This is a genomic window from Sphingobacterium sp. GW821-FHT03E03 (genome assembly GCF_059420745.1).
Genome location: NZ_JBWKUH010000010.1, coordinates 53,530 through 71,850, shown reverse-complemented (window position 1 = coordinate 71,850; position 18,321 = coordinate 53,530). Strand labels below are relative to the sequence as shown.

The 18,321-nt window shown below is 40.5% G+C and carries 17 protein-coding genes; all 17 read right to left on the bottom strand.

The genetic code is table 11. The features are described 5' to 3' along the window. Positions 1-43: 43 nt before the first annotated feature. The gene (locus AC07UV_RS13150) at positions 44-826 is read right to left on the bottom strand and encodes an enoyl-CoA hydratase/isomerase family protein (RefSeq protein WP_495184084.1); all 783 of its coding nucleotides are present in this window, start codon (positions 824-826) and stop codon (positions 44-46) included. Between the two features lie 4 nt (positions 827-830). Next, a complete protein-coding gene (locus AC07UV_RS13145; RefSeq protein WP_495184083.1) occupies positions 831-3,323 on the bottom strand; it encodes a DUF5686 family protein in 2,493 nt (830 codons plus the stop codon). Positions 3,324-3,497: 174 nt separating this feature from the next. Continuing rightward, on the bottom strand, positions 3,498-4,874 hold the full coding sequence (locus AC07UV_RS13140; RefSeq protein WP_495184082.1) for an NADH-quinone oxidoreductase subunit N: 1,377 nt from the start codon (positions 4,872-4,874) through the stop codon (positions 3,498-3,500). Positions 4,875-4,892: 18 nt separating this feature from the next. After that, positions 4,893-6,335, bottom strand: coding sequence for a complex I subunit 4 family protein (locus tag AC07UV_RS13135; RefSeq protein WP_495184081.1), 1,443 nt, complete (start codon positions 6,333-6,335; stop codon positions 4,893-4,895). A gap of 15 nt (positions 6,336-6,350) precedes the next feature. Next, complete coding sequence (nuoL, locus tag AC07UV_RS13130; protein WP_495184080.1) at positions 6,351-8,273, bottom strand: NADH-quinone oxidoreductase subunit L; 1,923 nt, start codon at positions 8,271-8,273, stop codon at positions 6,351-6,353. A gap of 19 nt (positions 8,274-8,292) precedes the next feature. Further along, the gene (gene nuoK / locus AC07UV_RS13125; RefSeq protein ID WP_077437306.1) at positions 8,293-8,622 is read right to left on the bottom strand and encodes an NADH-quinone oxidoreductase subunit NuoK; all 330 of its coding nucleotides are present in this window, start codon (positions 8,620-8,622) and stop codon (positions 8,293-8,295) included. Then, complete coding sequence (locus AC07UV_RS13120; RefSeq protein WP_120260473.1) at positions 8,622-9,119, bottom strand: NADH-quinone oxidoreductase subunit J family protein; 498 nt, start codon at positions 9,117-9,119, stop codon at positions 8,622-8,624. Before AC07UV_RS13120 ends, nuoK begins: the two co-directional genes overlap by 1 nt. An 11-nt stretch (positions 9,120-9,130) precedes the next feature. Then, complete coding sequence (locus AC07UV_RS13115; RefSeq protein WP_077437308.1) at positions 9,131-9,640, bottom strand: NuoI/complex I 23 kDa subunit family protein; 510 nt, start codon at positions 9,638-9,640, stop codon at positions 9,131-9,133. A gap of 12 nt (positions 9,641-9,652) precedes the next feature. Further along, on the bottom strand, positions 9,653-10,696 hold the full coding sequence (nuoH, locus tag AC07UV_RS13110) for an NADH-quinone oxidoreductase subunit NuoH (RefSeq protein WP_495184079.1): 1,044 nt from the start codon (positions 10,694-10,696) through the stop codon (positions 9,653-9,655). Between the two features lie 9 nt (positions 10,697-10,705). Continuing rightward, the gene (locus AC07UV_RS13105; protein ID WP_495184078.1) at positions 10,706-11,725 is read right to left on the bottom strand and encodes an NADH-quinone oxidoreductase subunit G; all 1,020 of its coding nucleotides are present in this window, start codon (positions 11,723-11,725) and stop codon (positions 10,706-10,708) included. 30 nt (positions 11,726-11,755) lie between these two features. Further along, positions 11,756-13,111, bottom strand: a complete 1,356-nt coding sequence (nuoF, locus tag AC07UV_RS13100) for an NADH-quinone oxidoreductase subunit NuoF (RefSeq protein ID WP_259179517.1) — start codon at positions 13,109-13,111, stop codon at positions 11,756-11,758. Between the two features lies 1 nt (position 13,112). Continuing rightward, on the bottom strand, positions 13,113-13,634 hold the full coding sequence (locus AC07UV_RS13095) for an NADH-quinone oxidoreductase subunit NuoE family protein (RefSeq protein ID WP_495184077.1): 522 nt from the start codon (positions 13,632-13,634) through the stop codon (positions 13,113-13,115). After that, complete coding sequence (locus tag AC07UV_RS13090; RefSeq protein WP_454881895.1) at positions 13,627-14,862, bottom strand: NADH-quinone oxidoreductase subunit D; 1,236 nt, start codon at positions 14,860-14,862, stop codon at positions 13,627-13,629. The genes AC07UV_RS13095 and AC07UV_RS13090 overlap by 8 nt, the downstream gene beginning before the upstream one ends. 11 nt (positions 14,863-14,873) lie before the next feature. Then, entirely contained in the window at positions 14,874-15,368 is a 495-nt protein-coding gene (locus AC07UV_RS13085; RefSeq protein ID WP_495184076.1) for an NADH-quinone oxidoreductase subunit C, read from the bottom strand. A gap of 3 nt (positions 15,369-15,371) precedes the next feature. Next, positions 15,372-15,923, bottom strand: a complete 552-nt coding sequence (locus tag AC07UV_RS13080; RefSeq protein ID WP_046673075.1) for an NADH-quinone oxidoreductase subunit B — start codon at positions 15,921-15,923, stop codon at positions 15,372-15,374. 61 nt (positions 15,924-15,984) lie between these two features. Next, the gene (locus AC07UV_RS13075) at positions 15,985-16,359 is read right to left on the bottom strand and encodes an NADH-quinone oxidoreductase subunit A (RefSeq protein WP_120260480.1); all 375 of its coding nucleotides are present in this window, start codon (positions 16,357-16,359) and stop codon (positions 15,985-15,987) included. Between the two features lie 119 nt (positions 16,360-16,478). Then, positions 16,479-18,302 carry a tetratricopeptide repeat protein gene (locus tag AC07UV_RS13070; RefSeq protein ID WP_495184075.1) on the bottom strand — a complete coding sequence of 608 codons (1,824 nt, stop codon included), beginning with the start codon at positions 18,300-18,302 and terminating at the stop codon, positions 16,479-16,481. Positions 18,303-18,321: the final 19 nt, after the last annotated feature.

Here is an 18,321-nt window from a genome sequence, read left to right as displayed (position 1 = left end):
TATAGCGATGATACCTCGCGCTACCCCACAGCCAGAACTACTTTTAAAGTGGAAATTTGGGTGATCTTTTTTCGAGAAAAGCGGAAACTCCTTCTCTGAAGTCGTCAGTGCCGAACAAGTGACCAAATGCATCCATCTCCACCTTACTACCATCTCGCTTTCTATCTCCGGCGGCATTGATGGCATCGATGGCATTGGCAACAGCAACATGCGACCGTGTAAATATTTTTTGAAGGATTTCCTCTGCTCTAGCGATTAGCTTTTCTTGCGGGACCACTTCGTTAACCATGCCCATTTCATAAGCTTTTTGCGCATCAATCATATCGCCGGTCAAGATCATCTGCATCGCTCGTCCCTTTCCTATTAACGCAGGTAGGCGTTGTGTACCTCCATAACCTGGGATTAATCCCAGTGAAACCTCCGGAAGTCCCATTTTTGCGTTTTCAGAAGCGATGCGCATATGACAGGCTAATGCCATTTCAAGTCCGCCCCCTAACGCATAACCATTGATAGCGGCTATAACAGGTTTCGGAGCTGCCTCGATAAGATCTGTAAATATAATATGGCCGCGCTCGCTCAACCAACGGGCCTGAACGACAGACAGGTCGGTAAACTCTTTGATATCTGCACCGGCCACGAAAGCTTTGTGTCCAGCTCCTGTCAAAATAATACCACGCACATGATTATCCGCATTAAAGTGCCTAAAAATCTCCTGTAATTCATCGAGTGTCTCCCGATTCAGGGCATTCATTTGAGGTTCGCGATCGATTATAATATAGCCAATGCTATCTTTAACCTCATATTTTAAGTTCGAATATTGGATCATAAAGCTAAAAATTAAAATGTATGGATGCGGTGAAGGTATCTGAAGGAACCCCATCTCCACCTTTGTAGCTCAATCTTTTTTTATACTCTAATCTAAGCAATTTAAATATATTATCCACGCCTACCAAACCTTCAACATAGGGTCTATCGCGGTCTGCTTTAGTTTGAATGATACCATCTTTATCCGCCTCAAATTGAATATTTTCAGGGGTGACAAAAGGATTATTCACGTCGCTTAATTTTCCATAGAAAGCCTTGAAGCCAGTAACTTCACGCCATTTCAGTCTTTTAAATAAAGGGATTCTATTGAAGAAAAAACCGTTCCAATTGTGATAATAGGTCAATTTTAAAAACTGATCCGATGCAAATTCCGAAGTGGCCATCAAATCAAAATTTACCAAAGGCCCAGATTTATCTCTAGTGACTTCGGGAAGCTCTAATAGGGTATATGGCAAATGTTTCCCCCAGATCCTTCCACCTGAAAACTGAAGATCGGCCTGACCTGCCGGAGATAGAAATAATCTTTTGAACACACTAAATCGCAAAGCATCATAACTATAATCTGCCCCCCAAAAGCCTTTTAAACCCTTGTTATATTGAAGAGTAAAAATTGGATATTTGTTTTCTACCGTTCCACGATCCAGATTATGATAAGTAAAATCTTCATTTGGAGCCCAGCGCAAAATGACTTGTAGATCGTTGGTATTTACGCGACGGATAGTGTCTGGATTAGGTAAACTATTCACATAAAATAAATCGCCCCTAGGCTGTCTACGGGTATGTGTAAATGCAGTTCCAATACTAACATGGTTACCGAATTCGATCAGATGATCAAGGCGATAGATATCATTGAATTGCCACTTATTTGGTCTGTTCTTTCCAAAGGACCTGAAAAATCCGTCCCCTTTTAGGAAGCCTAAATTGCGCCCCGGCTCCATGACATCGTGCTGGACGGTAAAGCGCAGGTAGTTCGCGGGGAATTGAACAATACGTTCTCCATTTAATGTAAATGCTGTACTCAGATAATACTTTATTTCCTTGTCTTTATCTCCATAGGCGGTATAACCCTCTATAAATGCTTTCTCGGAAAATAAACGCGTTGTCCGACCACTCAATCGAATACGATTACCTTCATAGTTATTTCGGCTATAGAGATACTCTAATGGTCCGAACTCAAGCTTCCCTGCATTATAATATCCCTTGGCCAATAGATAGCCTAATGCAACTAACTGATTGAAAGAACGCATGTTTTGAACGGAGTCAACTTTCTGATAGGCTCCCAATTCTGCCTTGCTTAATGCTGTAGGTCTGACTTGAACTATTGGGACTTTTGTTGCAGACTGCAGCAGGTACCTTTTTTCAACAGGGACACCAACAAAATTCTCATTTGAGATTGAATCTGTCCTATGTCCCAGATACTGCGTTTCGCGCCGGCCATATAAAACGTCGGATTTACTTCCTCCAATCAACATTTTCAAATCGGTATGTACCGGAAGCATACTACCATTTTTAAATTCGCTGTACCCCAGATCAATCTGTACATCATTGATCCAGTTGATATTTGCAGTCTTTCCAATATTCAGTGTCGCCTGATGAACAGCATAACGTGTATCATCTGATATCAAAAGTACACCGTAGAACAATAAATCAATCTTTGACTTACCCTCAAAATGAAGTTCGATATAGTCTTTACCAGCTATTTGAATGGTATCCTGTATACGATATTTGTAAAAGGCTGTTGCGCCGCTGGCTATTGGACTCAATATACCCTTATTCGTAACCTGTATGGTATTGTCATAGAGATCGACATCTCGAAGTATTGTTTGAAAACGGGTCTGCCAATTGTCGTTATTAAAAAAACGGGGATTTAGTTCGGTTTGATTATGGCTGATAACGATCTTCTTGCTTCGGTTAGGATCGTATGAAGAATAAACATTCGCATAATTTTCTTCCAAATAGAATGGTGCGATTGTTACCCCCCTAAATACAGCTGAATCTATATTCTCAAAAAGAAACCGAAACGGCTTTGGAAATTTCTTGGCTTTATCTTCAGGGTTTACAAAGCCAAATTGCGTCTTCTCATATTCGTCAAAACGAATTTCAGGGATACGACTATAATGATTTTGTGAGCGATGGGCAATTACCTGCTCTATTAAAGCAATCGCAGGATCTTTCGGCTTCTTATTTTTTCTATTAATAACAACCATATCCAAGGTATTATCTTTCGCCGTTAACCGGACAGTCATCAAAGAATCACGCCCACGACGGACATCAACTGTCCTTCGTTCATAAGCCACAGCCCCAAATACCAATTGCTTGTATTGCTTTTTATCCAGAATCTTAAAATAACCAAGCGTATCGCTGACGCCACCGCCATCCTCCCCAACCCAGTTGATGGAGACGCGACTAATCCCCTTTCCTGTCTGTGCGTCAACAACCTTTCCACGGATAAATTCTTGCGCAATTGCTTCTCCTCCCATCAGTAGGAACAGCAACACACTCAAAAAGCTTATTGAAAAATATTTAACACACACTTTAAACACCATCTGCAAACTGATAGGATTTCTTTTTTACAATATACAATTTGTATTCAAGAGTTATATCAATAAATATAAAAAAAGCATAGCGAAATCGCTATGCTTTATTAAACAACAAGTATTTTAACAGAAACTTTATATTAATTTTAAAAGACAGTCCGGATATACTCCGATAAGAATTGTCAATCCAACCGCAAGCAGTAGAACAAATGAATAGTTCCACTGCACATTTACACAAGATTCCTCACTGTCTCTAAAGTACATTGCAACCACCACTTTCAAATAATAATAAACTGCGATAGCAGCATTAATCACGGCCAAAATCAGTAATACAATGTGGTAATCTTCCATAACCGAAGAGAACATCATAAACTTACCAATAAATCCGGCGGTTAAAGGAATACCTGCAAGTGAAAGCATAGCCACTGTCATAGCAAATGCTAACATTGGATTTCGTTTTCCTAGTCCATTGAACGCCTCAAAATGTTCGGATCCCGTTGTCTTCTTTACAAGGATCAACCCTGTAAATGCTACAATTGTTGCGAGTGAATAGGCCAGCCCATAAGCAAAGATACTGTTGGCTGAACTCGCTCCGACGGCGATAATTGCAAACAACATATAACCCGCATGAGAGATACTGGAATAAGCCAACATGCGCTTGAAAGAAGATTGCATTAAAGCCGAAATATTTCCGATAAACAATGTGATAATCGCTATAATCAAGAATACAGGCTCCCAGAAATCTTGTAAAGGAAGTAGACTGTAACTAAATAAGCGTAATAAACCTGCAAAAGAAGCCACTTTGACCACAGTACTCATATAACTTGTTATCAAAATAGGCGCTCCATCATACACGTCTGGCGTCCAAAAGTGAAATGGTGCTGCCCCAACTTTGAATGTCAGGCCAACGATAAGCAATAAGATACCACCATAAAATAAGGGTGAGATCGCATGTGGATTATTCACAACATAGGCTTTTATCTCATCCAGATCGAATGAACCTGTGGCTCCGTATAATAACGCAATACCAAACAGTAAAAATCCGGTCGAAAATGCGCCCATTAAAAAGTATTTCAGTGCAGCCTCATTTGACGCTTTATCCCGTTTACGGATACCAACTAAAATATAAAGTGCCACGGACATGATTTCTATACCCAAAAAGAGCATGGAGAAATTGTGATAGCTATTTACCAAAACAGCCCCCGTCAACGAAAATATCAGTAATGAATAATACTCTGCAACCTGCCCACCTTCATCAAAATACCCTTTGGAAATAATAAATATGCACAAAGTAACGACGATGCATAAAACCGAAAAAGCAATCGCGTAATGATCGAAATGAACCATCCCACTGAAAAGAGGTCCCTTGTCAGCTGTCCAATCGTTCAATAGAAAACCAATCGCTACCAAGAATCCAAGGATGGAAACCGGCAAAAGCAAGGTTTTCGCTTTGAACAAGCCAAGATAAAGAACAACTAATGCTAATATTGAAAGTGTAATTATAGCTCCCATACAAATTGATATATCTATTTATCTGCCTAAAAATGTGCTTAAAACTTCCACTGAACCCGCAGAAAGATTCAATAAGAAATTCGGGAATATACCGATATAAAGAATCAAGAAGGAGATCAAACTCAATACAACGAGTTCGCCACCTTTTACATCTTCAAACTGCGTGGTTTTGTCCGTAGTTTCCCCCAACATCGTCTGCTGATAAAGGCGAAGTGTATAGACAGCCCCCAATATTAACGTTAGTCCGCCGAAAACTGCAAACCAGAATCCATATTGAAATACACCTTTCAATAACAGAAACTCACCAATAAAACCGTTGGTTAGAGGCAGCCCAACTGCTCCCATACAGATAATCATAAAAAAGATCGCTAATTTCGGAGCCTTGCTCGCAATTCCGCCAAGTTCTGAAAGACTGCGTGTTTGTGTACGTTGCTGCACGATATCCAGTACATAAAAAAGCCCAATGACCGAAATACCGTGATTTAACATTTGTATTGTTGCGCCACTTAGACCATTTGTATTCCAAGTGAAGACCCCCGCACTGATCAATCCAACGTGCGCAATAGAGGAGTACGCGATCAATCGTTTAGCATCGTCCTGTTTAATAGCAATGATAGAGGCATAAACAATTCCAATGACACATAAGATCATTGCAAATTGCCCATATAAAGCTACGCCCGTAGGAACCACAGGCAATAACCAACGCATTAAACCATATACCCCCATTTTCAACATAATACCAGCCAACAACATCGTTCCGGCCGCCGGGGCATTTGTATATGTATTCGGCTGCCAAGTGTGAAACGGAAAGATGGGAATCTTAATCGCAAAGGCGATAAAAAATGCCCAGAATAACCAACGTTGTGTGTTATCCCCCAGCTCCAAAGCGATAAAAGAAGTCCATTCAAAATCGTGGTTTGGTACCTGTTGATAGAGATAAAGAATTCCAATCAACATCAAAAGGCTTCCCAAAAAAGTATAAATGAAAAACTTTAGATTAACCCGAATACGGTCACCTTCGCCCCATAGTGCGCAGATAAAATAAATTGGAATCAAAGCGATTTCCCAACCCACATAGAATGTAAAAGCATCCAATGCCATAAACACAAGCAGTAATCCAGCTTGCATAAAAGCCATCAATGCATAAAAATTGCCCTTGTAGTCTTTAGAAAAAGTCGTCGCAATAATGAAAGGCATCATTCCATTGGTCAATAGTATCAGCGGCAAGCTAATCCCGTCTACCCCGAGATGAAAATGAATATGCAAGGCAGAAATCCACTCCCAATTTTGTTCGAATTGCATTCCGCCATTTGGATCAAATTGACAAAGGAATGGGATAGTCAATGCGAGCGATACGATTGATAAAATCAATGCTATTGACTTGGCGGCATTGGTCTTTAATAAAGCTAAAATCAATGCGCTGATTAACGGCAATAAAATAAGTAAGAAAAGGTTATCCATCGATTATACTAAATATTAAAGACTCAAAAATCCATAAACGAAAATAGCAATCACTCCAATTACCATCATCAATAAATAAAACCCAACATTTCCATTTTGAAGCAAGCGGAGTACTTTTCCGGTATCGAATGTTGCTTTACCGGCTCCATTAACAATACCATCAATACCACGTTGATCCACGACCTGACCAAAGAAAGTCGATAGCCAGTTGATCGGGCGTACGACGACTGCATCATAAAGTTCATCCACATAAAATTTATGGTAGGAAAGATTTGCCAGAAAACCACGCGGAGCTTCATCACCTGCTGGTATCTGCTGACGTTTCACATAAACGTTGTAGGCAAGTCCAACCATAATTAATACACCAACTACTGAAACAGCCATTAGCATATATTCGGTACTATGTTCCAAATGATGTGCCGCAGGAACCAATGCCTTCCCTTCAGCAAATACCGGCTCAAGAAAATTCTCCAACCAATGGTTTCCACCTAGCGCTGCGGGTAAATTGATCAATCCACCAACAACAGAAAGCACCGCTAATACCATTAAAGGGATTGTCATACTTTTTGGTGATTCGTGAAGATGATGCTTTTGTTCCTCCGTGCCTCTAAATGAACCAGAGAATGTCATGAATAGCATTCTGAACATATAGAAAGCAGTCATTAACGCGCCCAAAAATCCTAAGCCCCATAAGAGCGGATTGGCAGCAAATGCATTGGCCAATATTTCATCTTTAGAGAAAAATCCGGAAAACGGAGGGATACCTGCAATTGCTATTGTTCCAATTAGCATGGTGATATAAGTAATCGGCATCGCTTTCCTTAATCCACCCATTTTTCGCATATCTTGCTCATCACTCATACCATGAATAACTGATCCTGCACCAAGAAATAATAAGGCTTTGAAGAATGCATGAGTCAATACGTGAAAAAATGCACCCGTAAATGCTCCCACGCCTAGACCGAGAAACATATAACCTAGTTGTGAAACTGTAGAATAAGCCAGTACTTTCTTAATATCATTTTGCGTTATTGCAATTGCAGCAGCCAACAAAGCAGTACAAATCGCTATAATGGAAATCAGCTGTAATGTAATCGGTGAGAGTACAAACAATACATTGGATCGAGCGATCATATAGATCCCCGCTGTAACCATAGTCGCTGCGTGTATCAAGGCCGATACGGGTGTAGGACCAGCCATGGCATCTGGCAACCAAGTAAATAGTGGAATTTGTGCGGATTTACCTGTTGCAGCGATAAATAGCAGTATGGTGATACTCACCACAGCGATGTCACCAACAGCAAAATTCTTTGCCCCTGCAAATACCGTAGAAAATTCAAGTGATCCGAAAGTCCCCAGGATCAAAAATACCGCCAACAAGAATCCTAAATCACCAATTCTATTCATCACAAATGCCTTTTTCGCAGCATTTGCATAGGAAGTGTTTTTATACCAAAATCCGATGAGTAGGTAAGAACAAAGTCCGACACCTTCCCAACCAATAAACATGACTAGATAATTAGAGCCCAACACCAAGAGCAGCATGAAAAAGATAAATAGATTCAAATAGGCGAAAAACTTACCGAATCCGTTATCATGATGCATATACCCAATAGAATAAATATGGATCAAAAAGCCGATACCTGTCACAATCAACAACATAATCGCACTCAATGGATCCACTAAAAAGGAAAGACTTATTTTTAGATGCCCCACTGAGATCCAGTCAAATAGATGTTGTTCGATAACTCCTGCTTGTCCAGCCTGTCTTGATTGATATACTTCAGAAAAAAGGATACAACTGCAGATAAAAGAAATAAAAACCACGGCACTGCCTAAAGTACCAATCATACCTTTGGAAAATGCATTTCTGCCCAATCCATTTACTATAAACCCGATCAAGGGCAAAAGGGGAATCAACCAAATTAATTCACTCATCGTATTTATTTCTTAAGTTCTACCAACGAAGTTTATTTAAGGAATCGATATCCACAGACTTCGTATTCCGATATACCATAATAATAATAGCCAGACCGACGGCTACTTCCGCGGCTGCAAGTGCCATAATAAAGAAGACAAACACCTGTCCTGATGAATCCCCATGCTGCACCGAAAAAGCTGCTAATAGCAGGTTGACGGCGTTAAGCATCAATTCGATGGACATCATAATAATAATAACATTACGACGGATCAATACGCCGATTACACCAATAGCAAAAATAATAGTGCAAAAAATCAAATAATGATTTATCGGTACGCCTTGCAACTGTTGAACAACTGTTTCCATTAGATTTGTTTAGGTTCTTTCTTAGCTAATAAAATCGCTCCTATCATGGCTGTCAATAATAATAAAGAGGACAACTCAAAAGGAAGCAAAAATTCGTTAAACAATACCTTGCCCAGATTTTTCACCAATCCAATTTCAGGATTAACGACAGTCAAGGGGTTGGAGATCTCAAACACACGATATACTCCAAAAAAGGTCACCAAAAGACAACAACCGGCAATTACCCCCATAAATTTAACCAGATTGGATTTCATCGGTTCGGTATCCTTATTTAAATTGAGCAACATGAGCACAAATAAAAAGAGTACCATGATCGCCCCCATATAGACAATAAAATTGACCACAGCCAAAAACTGGGCATTCAATAAAATGTAATGCACTGTAAATGTGAAAAAGGTAATGACCAGATACAAAACACTATGTACAGGGTTCTTTGTAAAGATGGTCATCAGCGCAAAGAAAATAGACAAGAAGGCTACTAAATAAAATACTGTCATAATTTCTTGAATTAGCTCTTTAATTTGGTAATATCAAAGGTCGGCTCGACCAACTTATCCTTCCCATATATAAAATCCTTACGTAGGTAATCTGCTGTGACATGTGGACCATCCAAATAAATAGCTTCTTTTGGACAGGCTTCTTCACAAAGACCGCAGAAAATACAACGCAACATATTAATTTCATAAACTGATGCGTACTTTTCTTCGCGATAAAGGTGTTCTTCACCTTTTTTACGCTCGGCAGCAGTCATAGTAATGGCCTCCGCAGGACATGACAACGCACATAATCCACATGCGGTACAGCGCTCACGTCCCTCCTCATCTCGCTTCAGCGAATGTTGCCCTCTAAAATTCTTCGAATAAGGTCTTATTTCCTCAGGATACTTGACAGTAGGGATTTTCTTGAAAAAATGTCTCAATGTAATCCGTAACCCTCTAACAATTGCCGGAAAATAGATTCTTTCCGAAAAGGTCATTGGTTTTTGTTCGATTACTTTCTTACGATTGCTTAGTTGCATAAAAATCCTTTCTTATGATGAGAAATAAGTATCTTTTATCAATGTAAATACACCTGTAAGTACAATATTGGCAATAGCCAACGGAATCAGCATCTTCCAGCCCAGATTCATCAATTGATCATAACGGAACCGTGGTAATGTCCAGCGGACCCACATAAAGAAAAAGATAAATCCAAATATTTTAAGGAAGAATACGATGACACCAATAATTGTGATCCAATTTGCTGGCAGCCCTAGGTCATTCATAAAAGGGAAATTATACCCTCCAAAGTAAAGAGATGCCATCAATGCCGAAGAAACAAACATATTAATGTATTCAGAGAACATATAGAGCCCCAATTTCATGGAAGAATACTCTGTATGATAACCGCCAACCAATTCAGTCTCACATTCTGGTAAATCAAAGGGAACACGGTTACACTCCGCAAATGCACAAACCATGAAAATAATAAATCCAAGTGGTTGTGCCCAGATATTCCAATTGACGAAACCAGATTGTTGGGCTACAATCTCTTTAAGGGAGAGACTTTGTGTCACCATCAATAACGCGATAATGGAAAGGCCCATAGCTATCTCATAGCTAATACTTTGTGATGCCGCGCGAATTGCTCCCATTAAAGAAAATTTATTATTGGATGCCCATCCGCCCAACATGATACCATATACCCCTAAAGCGATCACACCAAACATGTACAATATACCGACATTGACATCTGCAACCTGTAGAGAGACCACACGATCTCCAATCTGCAATTCCTGCCCCCAAGGGATAACAGCCGAACTGATACAGGCGGTAATGATCGCGATGGTCGGTCCGACAATAAAAAGCACCTTATGTGCACCTGCGGGGATAATCTCTTCCTTAAAGAAGAATTTTCCACCATCACACAAGGGTTGCAAAATTCCAAATATACCAGCCCGATCCGGACCATATCGATCTTGCATAAAACCGGCAATTTTACGCTCGGCAAGTGTTGAATACATCGCAATCACCAAGGTAATAACGAAGATCACAGACACCAATATTAATTTTTCGATAACAAAAGACCACTCCATGATTCCTGTTTATTTCAATTTTTCTGTTCTAGCCAACTGTTCGCGATTTTGTTGCTGAAGTATCGGATTCTCCCTCACTACTTTTGGCGGGTTAAATAGTTCATAATGATTGGCCGAGATAACAGATTGTTGATCAATTTCTGTCGGTTCATCCAAAATCCAGTCGCTCGTTTTTTTGCGATCAAAGCGGCAGGTATTACAGATAAATTCTTCTACCTCACCAAATTCATCTTTCCGCGCAGTTACACGGATAACTTCTTCTCCCTTATACCATAAAGTCACTTTACCAGAGCAAGTCGGGCAGTCACAATGTGCATCTATCGGTTTCGTAAACCAGACCCGATTTTTGAAACGGAATGTCTTGTCAGTAAGCGCCCCAACAGGACAAACATCAATAACATTACCTGAAAAATCATTATCAATTACGTTTTCAATATAAGTAGATATCTCCGAATGATCTCCCCGTCCCAAAATACCATGTACCCGTTGATCTGTCAATTGGTTAGCCACATAAACACAACGATAGCATAAGATACAACGGTTCATATGCAATTGAATTTTGTCACCTATATCAATACGATCAAAAGTCCGCCGATCAAATTCATAGCGTGTATCAGCACTTCCGTGCTCGTAACCTAGATCTTGTAATTTACATTCCCCGGCCTGGTCGCATATCGGACAATCCAGTGGATGGTTGATCAAAAGGATCTCAACAACACCCTTTCTCGCCTCTACTACTTCTGGTGAAGTGATATTTTGGATCTCCATGCCATCCATAACAGTAGTCCGGCAGGATGCCACTAATTTTGGCATTGGCCGAGGATCCTTCTCAGACCCTTTCGAAACCTTCACTAAACAAGTCCGACACTTTCCGCCACTCCCTTCCAATTTTGAGTAATAGCACATGGCTGGCGGAACGATGTCGCCACCAATTTGCCTTGCTGCATTCAATATGGTTGTCCCCGGTGATACCTCCACTGGTATACCATCGATTGTGACCTTAAACTTTACATCTTCCGCTTCTGCCATGATATTTATAATTTATCGTTACAGCTTTTATTATGATACAATTGGTTGCAATGGATCTGCGTAATGTGCCAATCCATAATTTCTTGTTTGTGATTCTTCAGGATGTAGTATATGCCATTCAAACTCATCCCGGAAGTGCCTGATAGCCGCTGCTACTGGCCAAGCGGCAGCATCGCCCAATGGACAGATTGTATTTCCCTCGATCTTGCGCTGTACATCCCAAAGCAAGTCAATATCGGACATCGATCCATGCCCACTTTCTATTTTATGCAACACTTTTTCCATCCATCCGGTTCCCTCACGACATGGCGAACATTGCCCACAACTTTCATGATGATAGAACCGAGCAAAATTCCAAGTGTTGCGGACCACGCATTGATCCTCATCAAATACGATAAAACCACCCGAGCCAAGCATGGTTCCCGTTTGAAAGCCCCCATCAGACAACGACTCATAAGTCATCAAGCGACTGTTTCCAGCAGCTGTTTTGAGGATAAGGTTTGCTGGAAGAATAGGCACAGACGAACCTCCAGCCACAACAGCTTTCATCCGTTTTCCGTTGGCTATACCACCACAGTATTCATCCGAATAGATAAATTCCTCTACCGGTAGACCAAGTTCGATTTCATATACCCCAGGTTTAACGATATTACCACTGGCTGAAATCAATTTAGTACCTGTACTACGCTCGACACCGATCTTTGCGTACTCTTCTCCGCCCAAGTTAATAATGGGAACGGTTGCCGCAATAGACTCTACGTTATTCACTACAGTCGGACAGTTATATAATCCTGCTATTGCAGGGAAAGGTGGTTTAATACGCGGATTTCCCCGCTTCCCTTCCAAAGATTCCAACAAAGCAGTTTCTTCCCCACAGATATACGCACCACCACCTGGTTGGACATAAATCTCCAGATCATAGCCTGAACCCAATATATTTTTACCTAAAAATCCTTTCTCCTTTGCTTCAGCAATAGCACGTTCCAAGATTCTGATCTGTGGCATCATTTCCCCTCTCACATAGATATATGAAGTATGTGCACCCAACGCAAAACTGGCAACAATCATCCCTTCAATCAACGCATGTGGGATATAAGTCATTAAATAGCGATCCTTAAATGTACCTGGTTCAGACTCATCAGCATTACAAACTAAATAACGTGGCACCCCTTCCGGCTTGGCCAAAAAAGACCATTTCATTCCCGTAGGGAATCCAGCGCCACCTCTTCCACGTAATCCAGATTTTTTCACTTCCTCGACCACATCCTCAGGAGACATCGTTTTTATTGCCTTCTCAACAGCAGCGTACCCCCCTTTTTGACGATACACTTCAAAGGTATTGATACCAGGAACATCGATATGTGTCAGCAAAAGTTTACGTGCCATATTATTCCGTTTTAGCTTTTAAATTATCAATCAATTCATCCACCTTAGCTTCATTCAAATTCTCATAGAATGTATACTCAGGTCCAATTTGAAGAACCGGACCAAAACCACAGGCAGCCAGACATTCAACACCACGCCAGGAGAAAAGCCCATCTGCGGTTACCTGCCCCTCTTTTACGCCCAGTTTCTGTTCCAAATGTGTCATAATTCGTTCTGCACCAACTAAGCAACAGGGACCAGTACGACAGATCTCCAGAACATACTTACCTTTAGGCTCCAACAAAAACATGGTATAGAAAGTTGCAACCTCATAGACCTCGATTGGTAAAATATGGAGATAAACTGCAACCTGATCCATTGCATCAGCGCTAAGCCAACCAAATTCTGCCTGGACCAAATGCAAAATGGGCAATAGACCTGATTTTTGCTTCCCTTCCGGATAACGGCTCACTACTTCTCCAAACTTGGCTAATAGTTCCTGGGAAAACGTTACATTTTCATTATGTTGTTTTACACTAAGCATCTAATTCTCCTGCTATAACGTTAAGACTACTCATATTTAAAATTGCATCTGATATTAGCATTCCCGCACTCATCGGTGCAAACATCTGATAATTGACGAAAGAAGGTCGTCTAAAATGAAGACGGTAAGGTGAACGGCCACCATCATGAATCAAATAAAATCCCAATTCGCCATTTGCTCCCTCTACGGAATGATACACTTCAGCTTTAGGTGTATCGACTTCACCCATAACGATTTTAAAGTGATATATAAGTGCTTCCATATTGGTATAAACCTGCTCCTTTGGGGGCAAATAAAAATCGGGCACTTCCGCATGAAACACACCTTTAGGCTCCTTTTCGATTTTTTCCAGGGCTTGTTCAATGATGCGAAGCGACTGCCACATTTCCTCATTCCGGACCATAAATCGGTCATATACATCCCCCGTTGCTCCGACAGGCACGTCAAAATCAAACTCCTCATACGAACAGTAAGGGTTTTGTACCCGAACATCATAATCTACACCTGTTGCTCTTAGAATAGGTCCAGACCAACCATAATCCAATGCCTCCTCTGGAGTAACGGCAGCAACCCCAGAAGTTCGCTCAATAAAGATTCTGTTTCGCACAAACATCTCCTCAAATTCTTTCAATACGGGCGGATAGCGTTTTAGAAATTCGCGAATTTTCTCAAATGCAACTGCATTAAAGTCGCGCTCAAATCCACCGATACGCCCAATATTTGTTGTCAGGCGTGCTCCACAGATTTCTTCGAAGATCTCATATATAAATTCGCGTTCCTGCATGACATACAAGAATCCCGAAAAGGCTCCAGTATCAACGCCCAAGATTCCATTACAAATGATATGATCAGCTATGCGTGCAAGCTCCATCACAATGACACGCATATATTGTACACGCTTCGGGATTTCGATTTTTAACAGTTTTTCAACTGTCATATGCCAGCCCATATTATTGATAGGTGCCGAACAATAATTTAAGCGATCCGTCAGTGGAGTGATCTGATAAAAAGGTCTGTGTTCAGCAATTTTCTCAAAAGCACGATGAATATAGCCAATGGTGGAAACACCACTTACGATACGCTCCCCATCTATCTGCACGACGTTCTGGAATACACCATGCGTTGCAGGGTGTGTGGGGCCAATATTCAGGGTGATTAGCTCATCCTGTGGATCGTTATCATCGAAAACAGGTTGATTAGGTGTTATCTTGCTTATAAACTCGCTCATATCGTATAAAATTAACGGCCGAAATACAAATCTTTTTTATCTACTCGATTTGGATCCTCCAAAGGATATTCTTTTCGCATTGGAAACACGTCCATATCGTCAACATTCAGAATTCTTCTTAAATCCGGATGCCCTATAAAGTTTACACCAAAAAAATCAAATGTCTCACGTTCCATCCAGTTTGCACCCTTCCAAACAACTGTTGCGGTCGGAATTTCGGGATTTGGACCATACAAAAACACTTTTACGCGTATACGTATATTGTGAATCAAACTATGAATATGATATACAACAGCAAATTCTTTCTCCAGATGAGGATAGTGCACAGCAGTAATATCAGTTAAATGAATAAACTGCAATTCCTTATCTGTCTTTAGAAAACGCAGCACATCGATTATATCATCCACATTTACAAGAATAGTTAGTAAATCATGTGCATCTGGAACTTCTACAATTTTGGCGGGAAAATTTCCCTGGAGTTTCTCCAATAAAAAACCGTTCTCCATCCTCTATTTATTAGTATGTATACCGTATTTTTCTAATAGTGCCTTATATTCTGGTGTGTTTCGTCTATTTAACGATTCATTTTTGACAATATCCTGCAAACGCAATACGCCATCCAAAATTGCTTCTGGACGCGGAGGACAACCGGGTACATAAACGTCCACAGGAATAATCTCATCGATACCCTGTAATACAGAATAGGTATCAAAGATCCCACCACTGGAAGCACAGGCTCCCACAGCAATCACCCAACGGGGTTCTGCCATCTGCACATAGACCTGCCTCAAGACAGGAGCCATCTTCTTTGCAATAGTTCCCATGACCAATAACATATCAGCCTGACGCGGAGAAAAACTTGGTCGTTCTGCACCGAATCTGGCCAAATCGTAGGTAGAACCCATCGTGGCCATAAATTCTATACCACAACAGGATGTCGCAAAAGGCAAGGGCCACAATGAATTTGCGCGCGCCAACCCGATCGCTTTATCCAAGCTTGTCGCAAAGAAACCTGCGCCTTCTACTCCCGGAGGAGCTTCTGCCAATTTTATATCACTCATGAAAAGACGATTTATAAGGTTTAAGTACAATCGGCCATTACGGCCAATGTTACAGGACAACTTAGTCCCAGTTTAATGCTTTTTTCTTAATAACATAGATAAAGCCCAACAAGAGCATTCCCATGAAAATAAACATCTCGATCAAGCCTTGAAAGCCCATTTCTCTAAAGTTGACAGCCCATGGATACATGAAAATAACTTCAACATCGAAAATGACAAACAATATTGCTACCAGAAAATATTTAATTGAAAAAGGTTGCCTCGCGTTCCCGATGACTTCAATACCGGATTCAAATGCTCCGAGTTTATTTTCCGTCCTGACTTTCGGTCCGATAAGGTGTGTAATAATTATGGTACCTACTCCGAATCCTACCGCTACGATAAGCTGTATGAATATAGGTAAGTAGTCTATCGGCATACTATTGGCGTGCTCCATCTCAATCAAAATTTATATTGGTAACTGTCTTTAAATATAGAGATTCCAAGACTAAAATCAAAACAAAAAAGGCGCAGATCGTACGATCTGCGCCTAATTTAGAATCATTTTACTTAAGCTTATTTGATAGCATCCAAATATGCTTTCGCTCCTTCATTCGTCGGATCGATTTCCAATACTTTCTGCAAATTTTGCTTCGCTTTTGGCATATCTTGCTTCATATAATGGTAAAGACCAATATAGGTATACGCATCAACTAAATAGCTTTTGTTTTTTTCTTGCGTACCACGTTGGTTGATCGTATCAATCAATTTTTGGAACATCGGTACGAAATCACCTTTTGGACTTTCCAAATTATCAGCAGTTAACGCTGAGAAAGCTTTATAATAAAGGGCATTAACCAAATACTTATCTTGCGCTTCTTTATTATCTGTTGTCTCAATCACCGTTAAGAACCCAATAGCCTTATTCAGTGTTGCAATTGCTTTATCTTTTTGCGCTTGATCAACAATTGCGCCCTCTGCATTTTTACTAGCCGCTTCCTCTTTAGACCCTATTTGGAAATAAGCCTCACCAGCATAGTAGTTCGCATCATATAAGTAAGTTGGATTGTCTTTATATTGACCAACTAACTCAAATAGAGAAGCTGCAGTTTGCAGTTCTTGCTCTTGGTACTTAGCAAATGCTAATTCAGCTACCTCACCCAACAACTCCTTATCACCATCAATTGCTTTTTTGATATCCGCAATTCCTTTTTGGATATTAGCCGTATTTTCAGGAGTCAAAACAGGAGCAGCAACAGTTGCAGTACTATCTGTAGCTGTACTATCCGCACCAACGGCTGGAGCGGCAGGTTTCGGACTATTAGCAGCAATCTGAGCCATACCTAAGTACATATAATCCAAAGGAATTACACGGTCTTTCTCCATCTTGCTGAACATTTGATTTAAATATTCCAATGCTTTCGGATAATCCTTCGATTTTTGGAAGGCAATATATCCTAAATAACGATAGATCTTAGGATCTACAGATGGGTTTTTTGCCAATTCTTCTGAAACCGTCTTTAGCTCATCATATTGACGCGAATAAACCAAGAAATCTGCATAACGAATTTTTGCTTCCAATGAATTATCACCAGCTGCCTCTAAATACTTCTTGTATTGCGCAACACCTTTTTTGTTTAACTCAAGGTATTTCTCATCCGTAGTTCCAGGCATTCTTGACCATTGGTAGTATGTTTCAGCTAACTCACGATAAGTCGGCGCGTAAGCTGGAGTTTCGGCTGCAATAGCTTCCAATTGTGTTACAGCTTCGTCGTAAGCTTGTGCTCCACGAACAATAATTGCCTGACCAACTTTCGCTTTAACGGAGTTTTGATCAATATCCATCGCATCACCATAGCTGGTATACGCCAATGAACCTTCTCTCAAGCCACGGTACGCGTCACCTAAAGCTAAAGGAATCGCAATATCTTTTGTATTTTTTGCTTTCGCTTGTGTCAAATATTCTAAAGCTTTCGCATAATCCGGCTCCGGCGTTTCAATATATGCACGACCGATTTCCAATAATGGCTCGTAATCTTTTTTACCTAATTTTGCTGTTGCCAAAGCAAACTTGGACTCAGCGCCAGCTTTATCTTTTTTCAATAAGTCAACATAACCCAAACCTACGTTGTTGATAGTCGCTTTTGGATCAGCAGTCAAACCTTGGTTGAAAATCGCAGCGGCAGAGTCCGCTCTGTCGTTTACCAAATAAACTTGACCCAAATAGAAATAATTATCTCCATTCTTAGGTTGCTTAGTCACTAATTGTTGAAGAATAGTTTTCGCTTTACCATAGTTTTCAGCCTCGATAGCTGCTCTAGCATCTTTCAAACTTTGCGCACTTACTGTGCCCACAGATCCAGCCAATAAAAGACTAAATAATAATTTACTGTTTGTCATAATCTATTTTTGTACTATT

Bases quoted from the DNA above. Each gene is read 5' to 3' on its own strand.
- AC07UV_RS13150 (WP_495184084.1), bottom strand. From the start codon at position 826: ATGATCCAATATTCGAACTTAAAATATGAGGTTAAAGATAGCATTGGC.
- AC07UV_RS13140 (WP_495184082.1), bottom strand. From the start codon at position 4,874: ATGGGAGCTATAATTACACTTTCAATATTAGCATTAGTTGTTCTTTAT.
- AC07UV_RS13135 (WP_495184081.1), bottom strand. From the start codon at position 6,335: ATGGATAACCTTTTCTTACTTATTTTATTGCCGTTAATCAGCGCATTG.
- nuoL (WP_495184080.1), bottom strand. From the start codon at position 8,273: ATGAGTGAATTAATTTGGTTGATTCCCCTTTTGCCCTTGATCGGGTTT.
- nuoK (WP_077437306.1), bottom strand. From the start codon at position 8,622: ATGGAAACAGTTGTTCAACAGTTGCAAGGCGTACCGATAAATCATTAT.
- AC07UV_RS13120 (WP_120260473.1), bottom strand. From the start codon at position 9,119: ATGACAGTATTTTATTTAGTAGCCTTCTTGTCTATTTTCTTTGCGCTG.
- AC07UV_RS13115 (WP_077437308.1), bottom strand. From the start codon at position 9,640: ATGCAACTAAGCAATCGTAAGAAAGTAATCGAACAAAAACCAATGACC.
- nuoH (WP_495184079.1), bottom strand. From the start codon at position 10,696: ATGGAGTGGTCTTTTGTTATCGAAAAATTAATATTGGTGTCTGTGATC.
- AC07UV_RS13105 (WP_495184078.1), bottom strand. From the start codon at position 11,725: ATGGCAGAAGCGGAAGATGTAAAGTTTAAGGTCACAATCGATGGTATA.
- nuoF (WP_259179517.1), bottom strand. From the start codon at position 13,111: ATGGCACGTAAACTTTTGCTGACACATATCGATGTTCCTGGTATCAAT.
- AC07UV_RS13095 (WP_495184077.1), bottom strand. From the start codon at position 13,634: ATGCTTAGTGTAAAACAACATAATGAAAATGTAACGTTTTCCCAGGAA.
- AC07UV_RS13090 (WP_454881895.1), bottom strand. From the start codon at position 14,862: ATGAGCGAGTTTATAAGCAAGATAACACCTAATCAACCTGTTTTCGAT.
- AC07UV_RS13085 (WP_495184076.1), bottom strand. From the start codon at position 15,368: ATGGAGAACGGTTTTTTATTGGAGAAACTCCAGGGAAATTTTCCCGCC.
- AC07UV_RS13080 (WP_046673075.1), bottom strand. From the start codon at position 15,923: ATGAGTGATATAAAATTGGCAGAAGCTCCTCCGGGAGTAGAAGGCGCA.
- AC07UV_RS13075 (WP_120260480.1), bottom strand. From the start codon at position 16,359: ATGGAGCACGCCAATAGTATGCCGATAGACTACTTACCTATATTCATA.
- AC07UV_RS13070 (WP_495184075.1), bottom strand. From the start codon at position 18,302: ATGACAAACAGTAAATTATTATTTAGTCTTTTATTGGCTGGATCTGTG.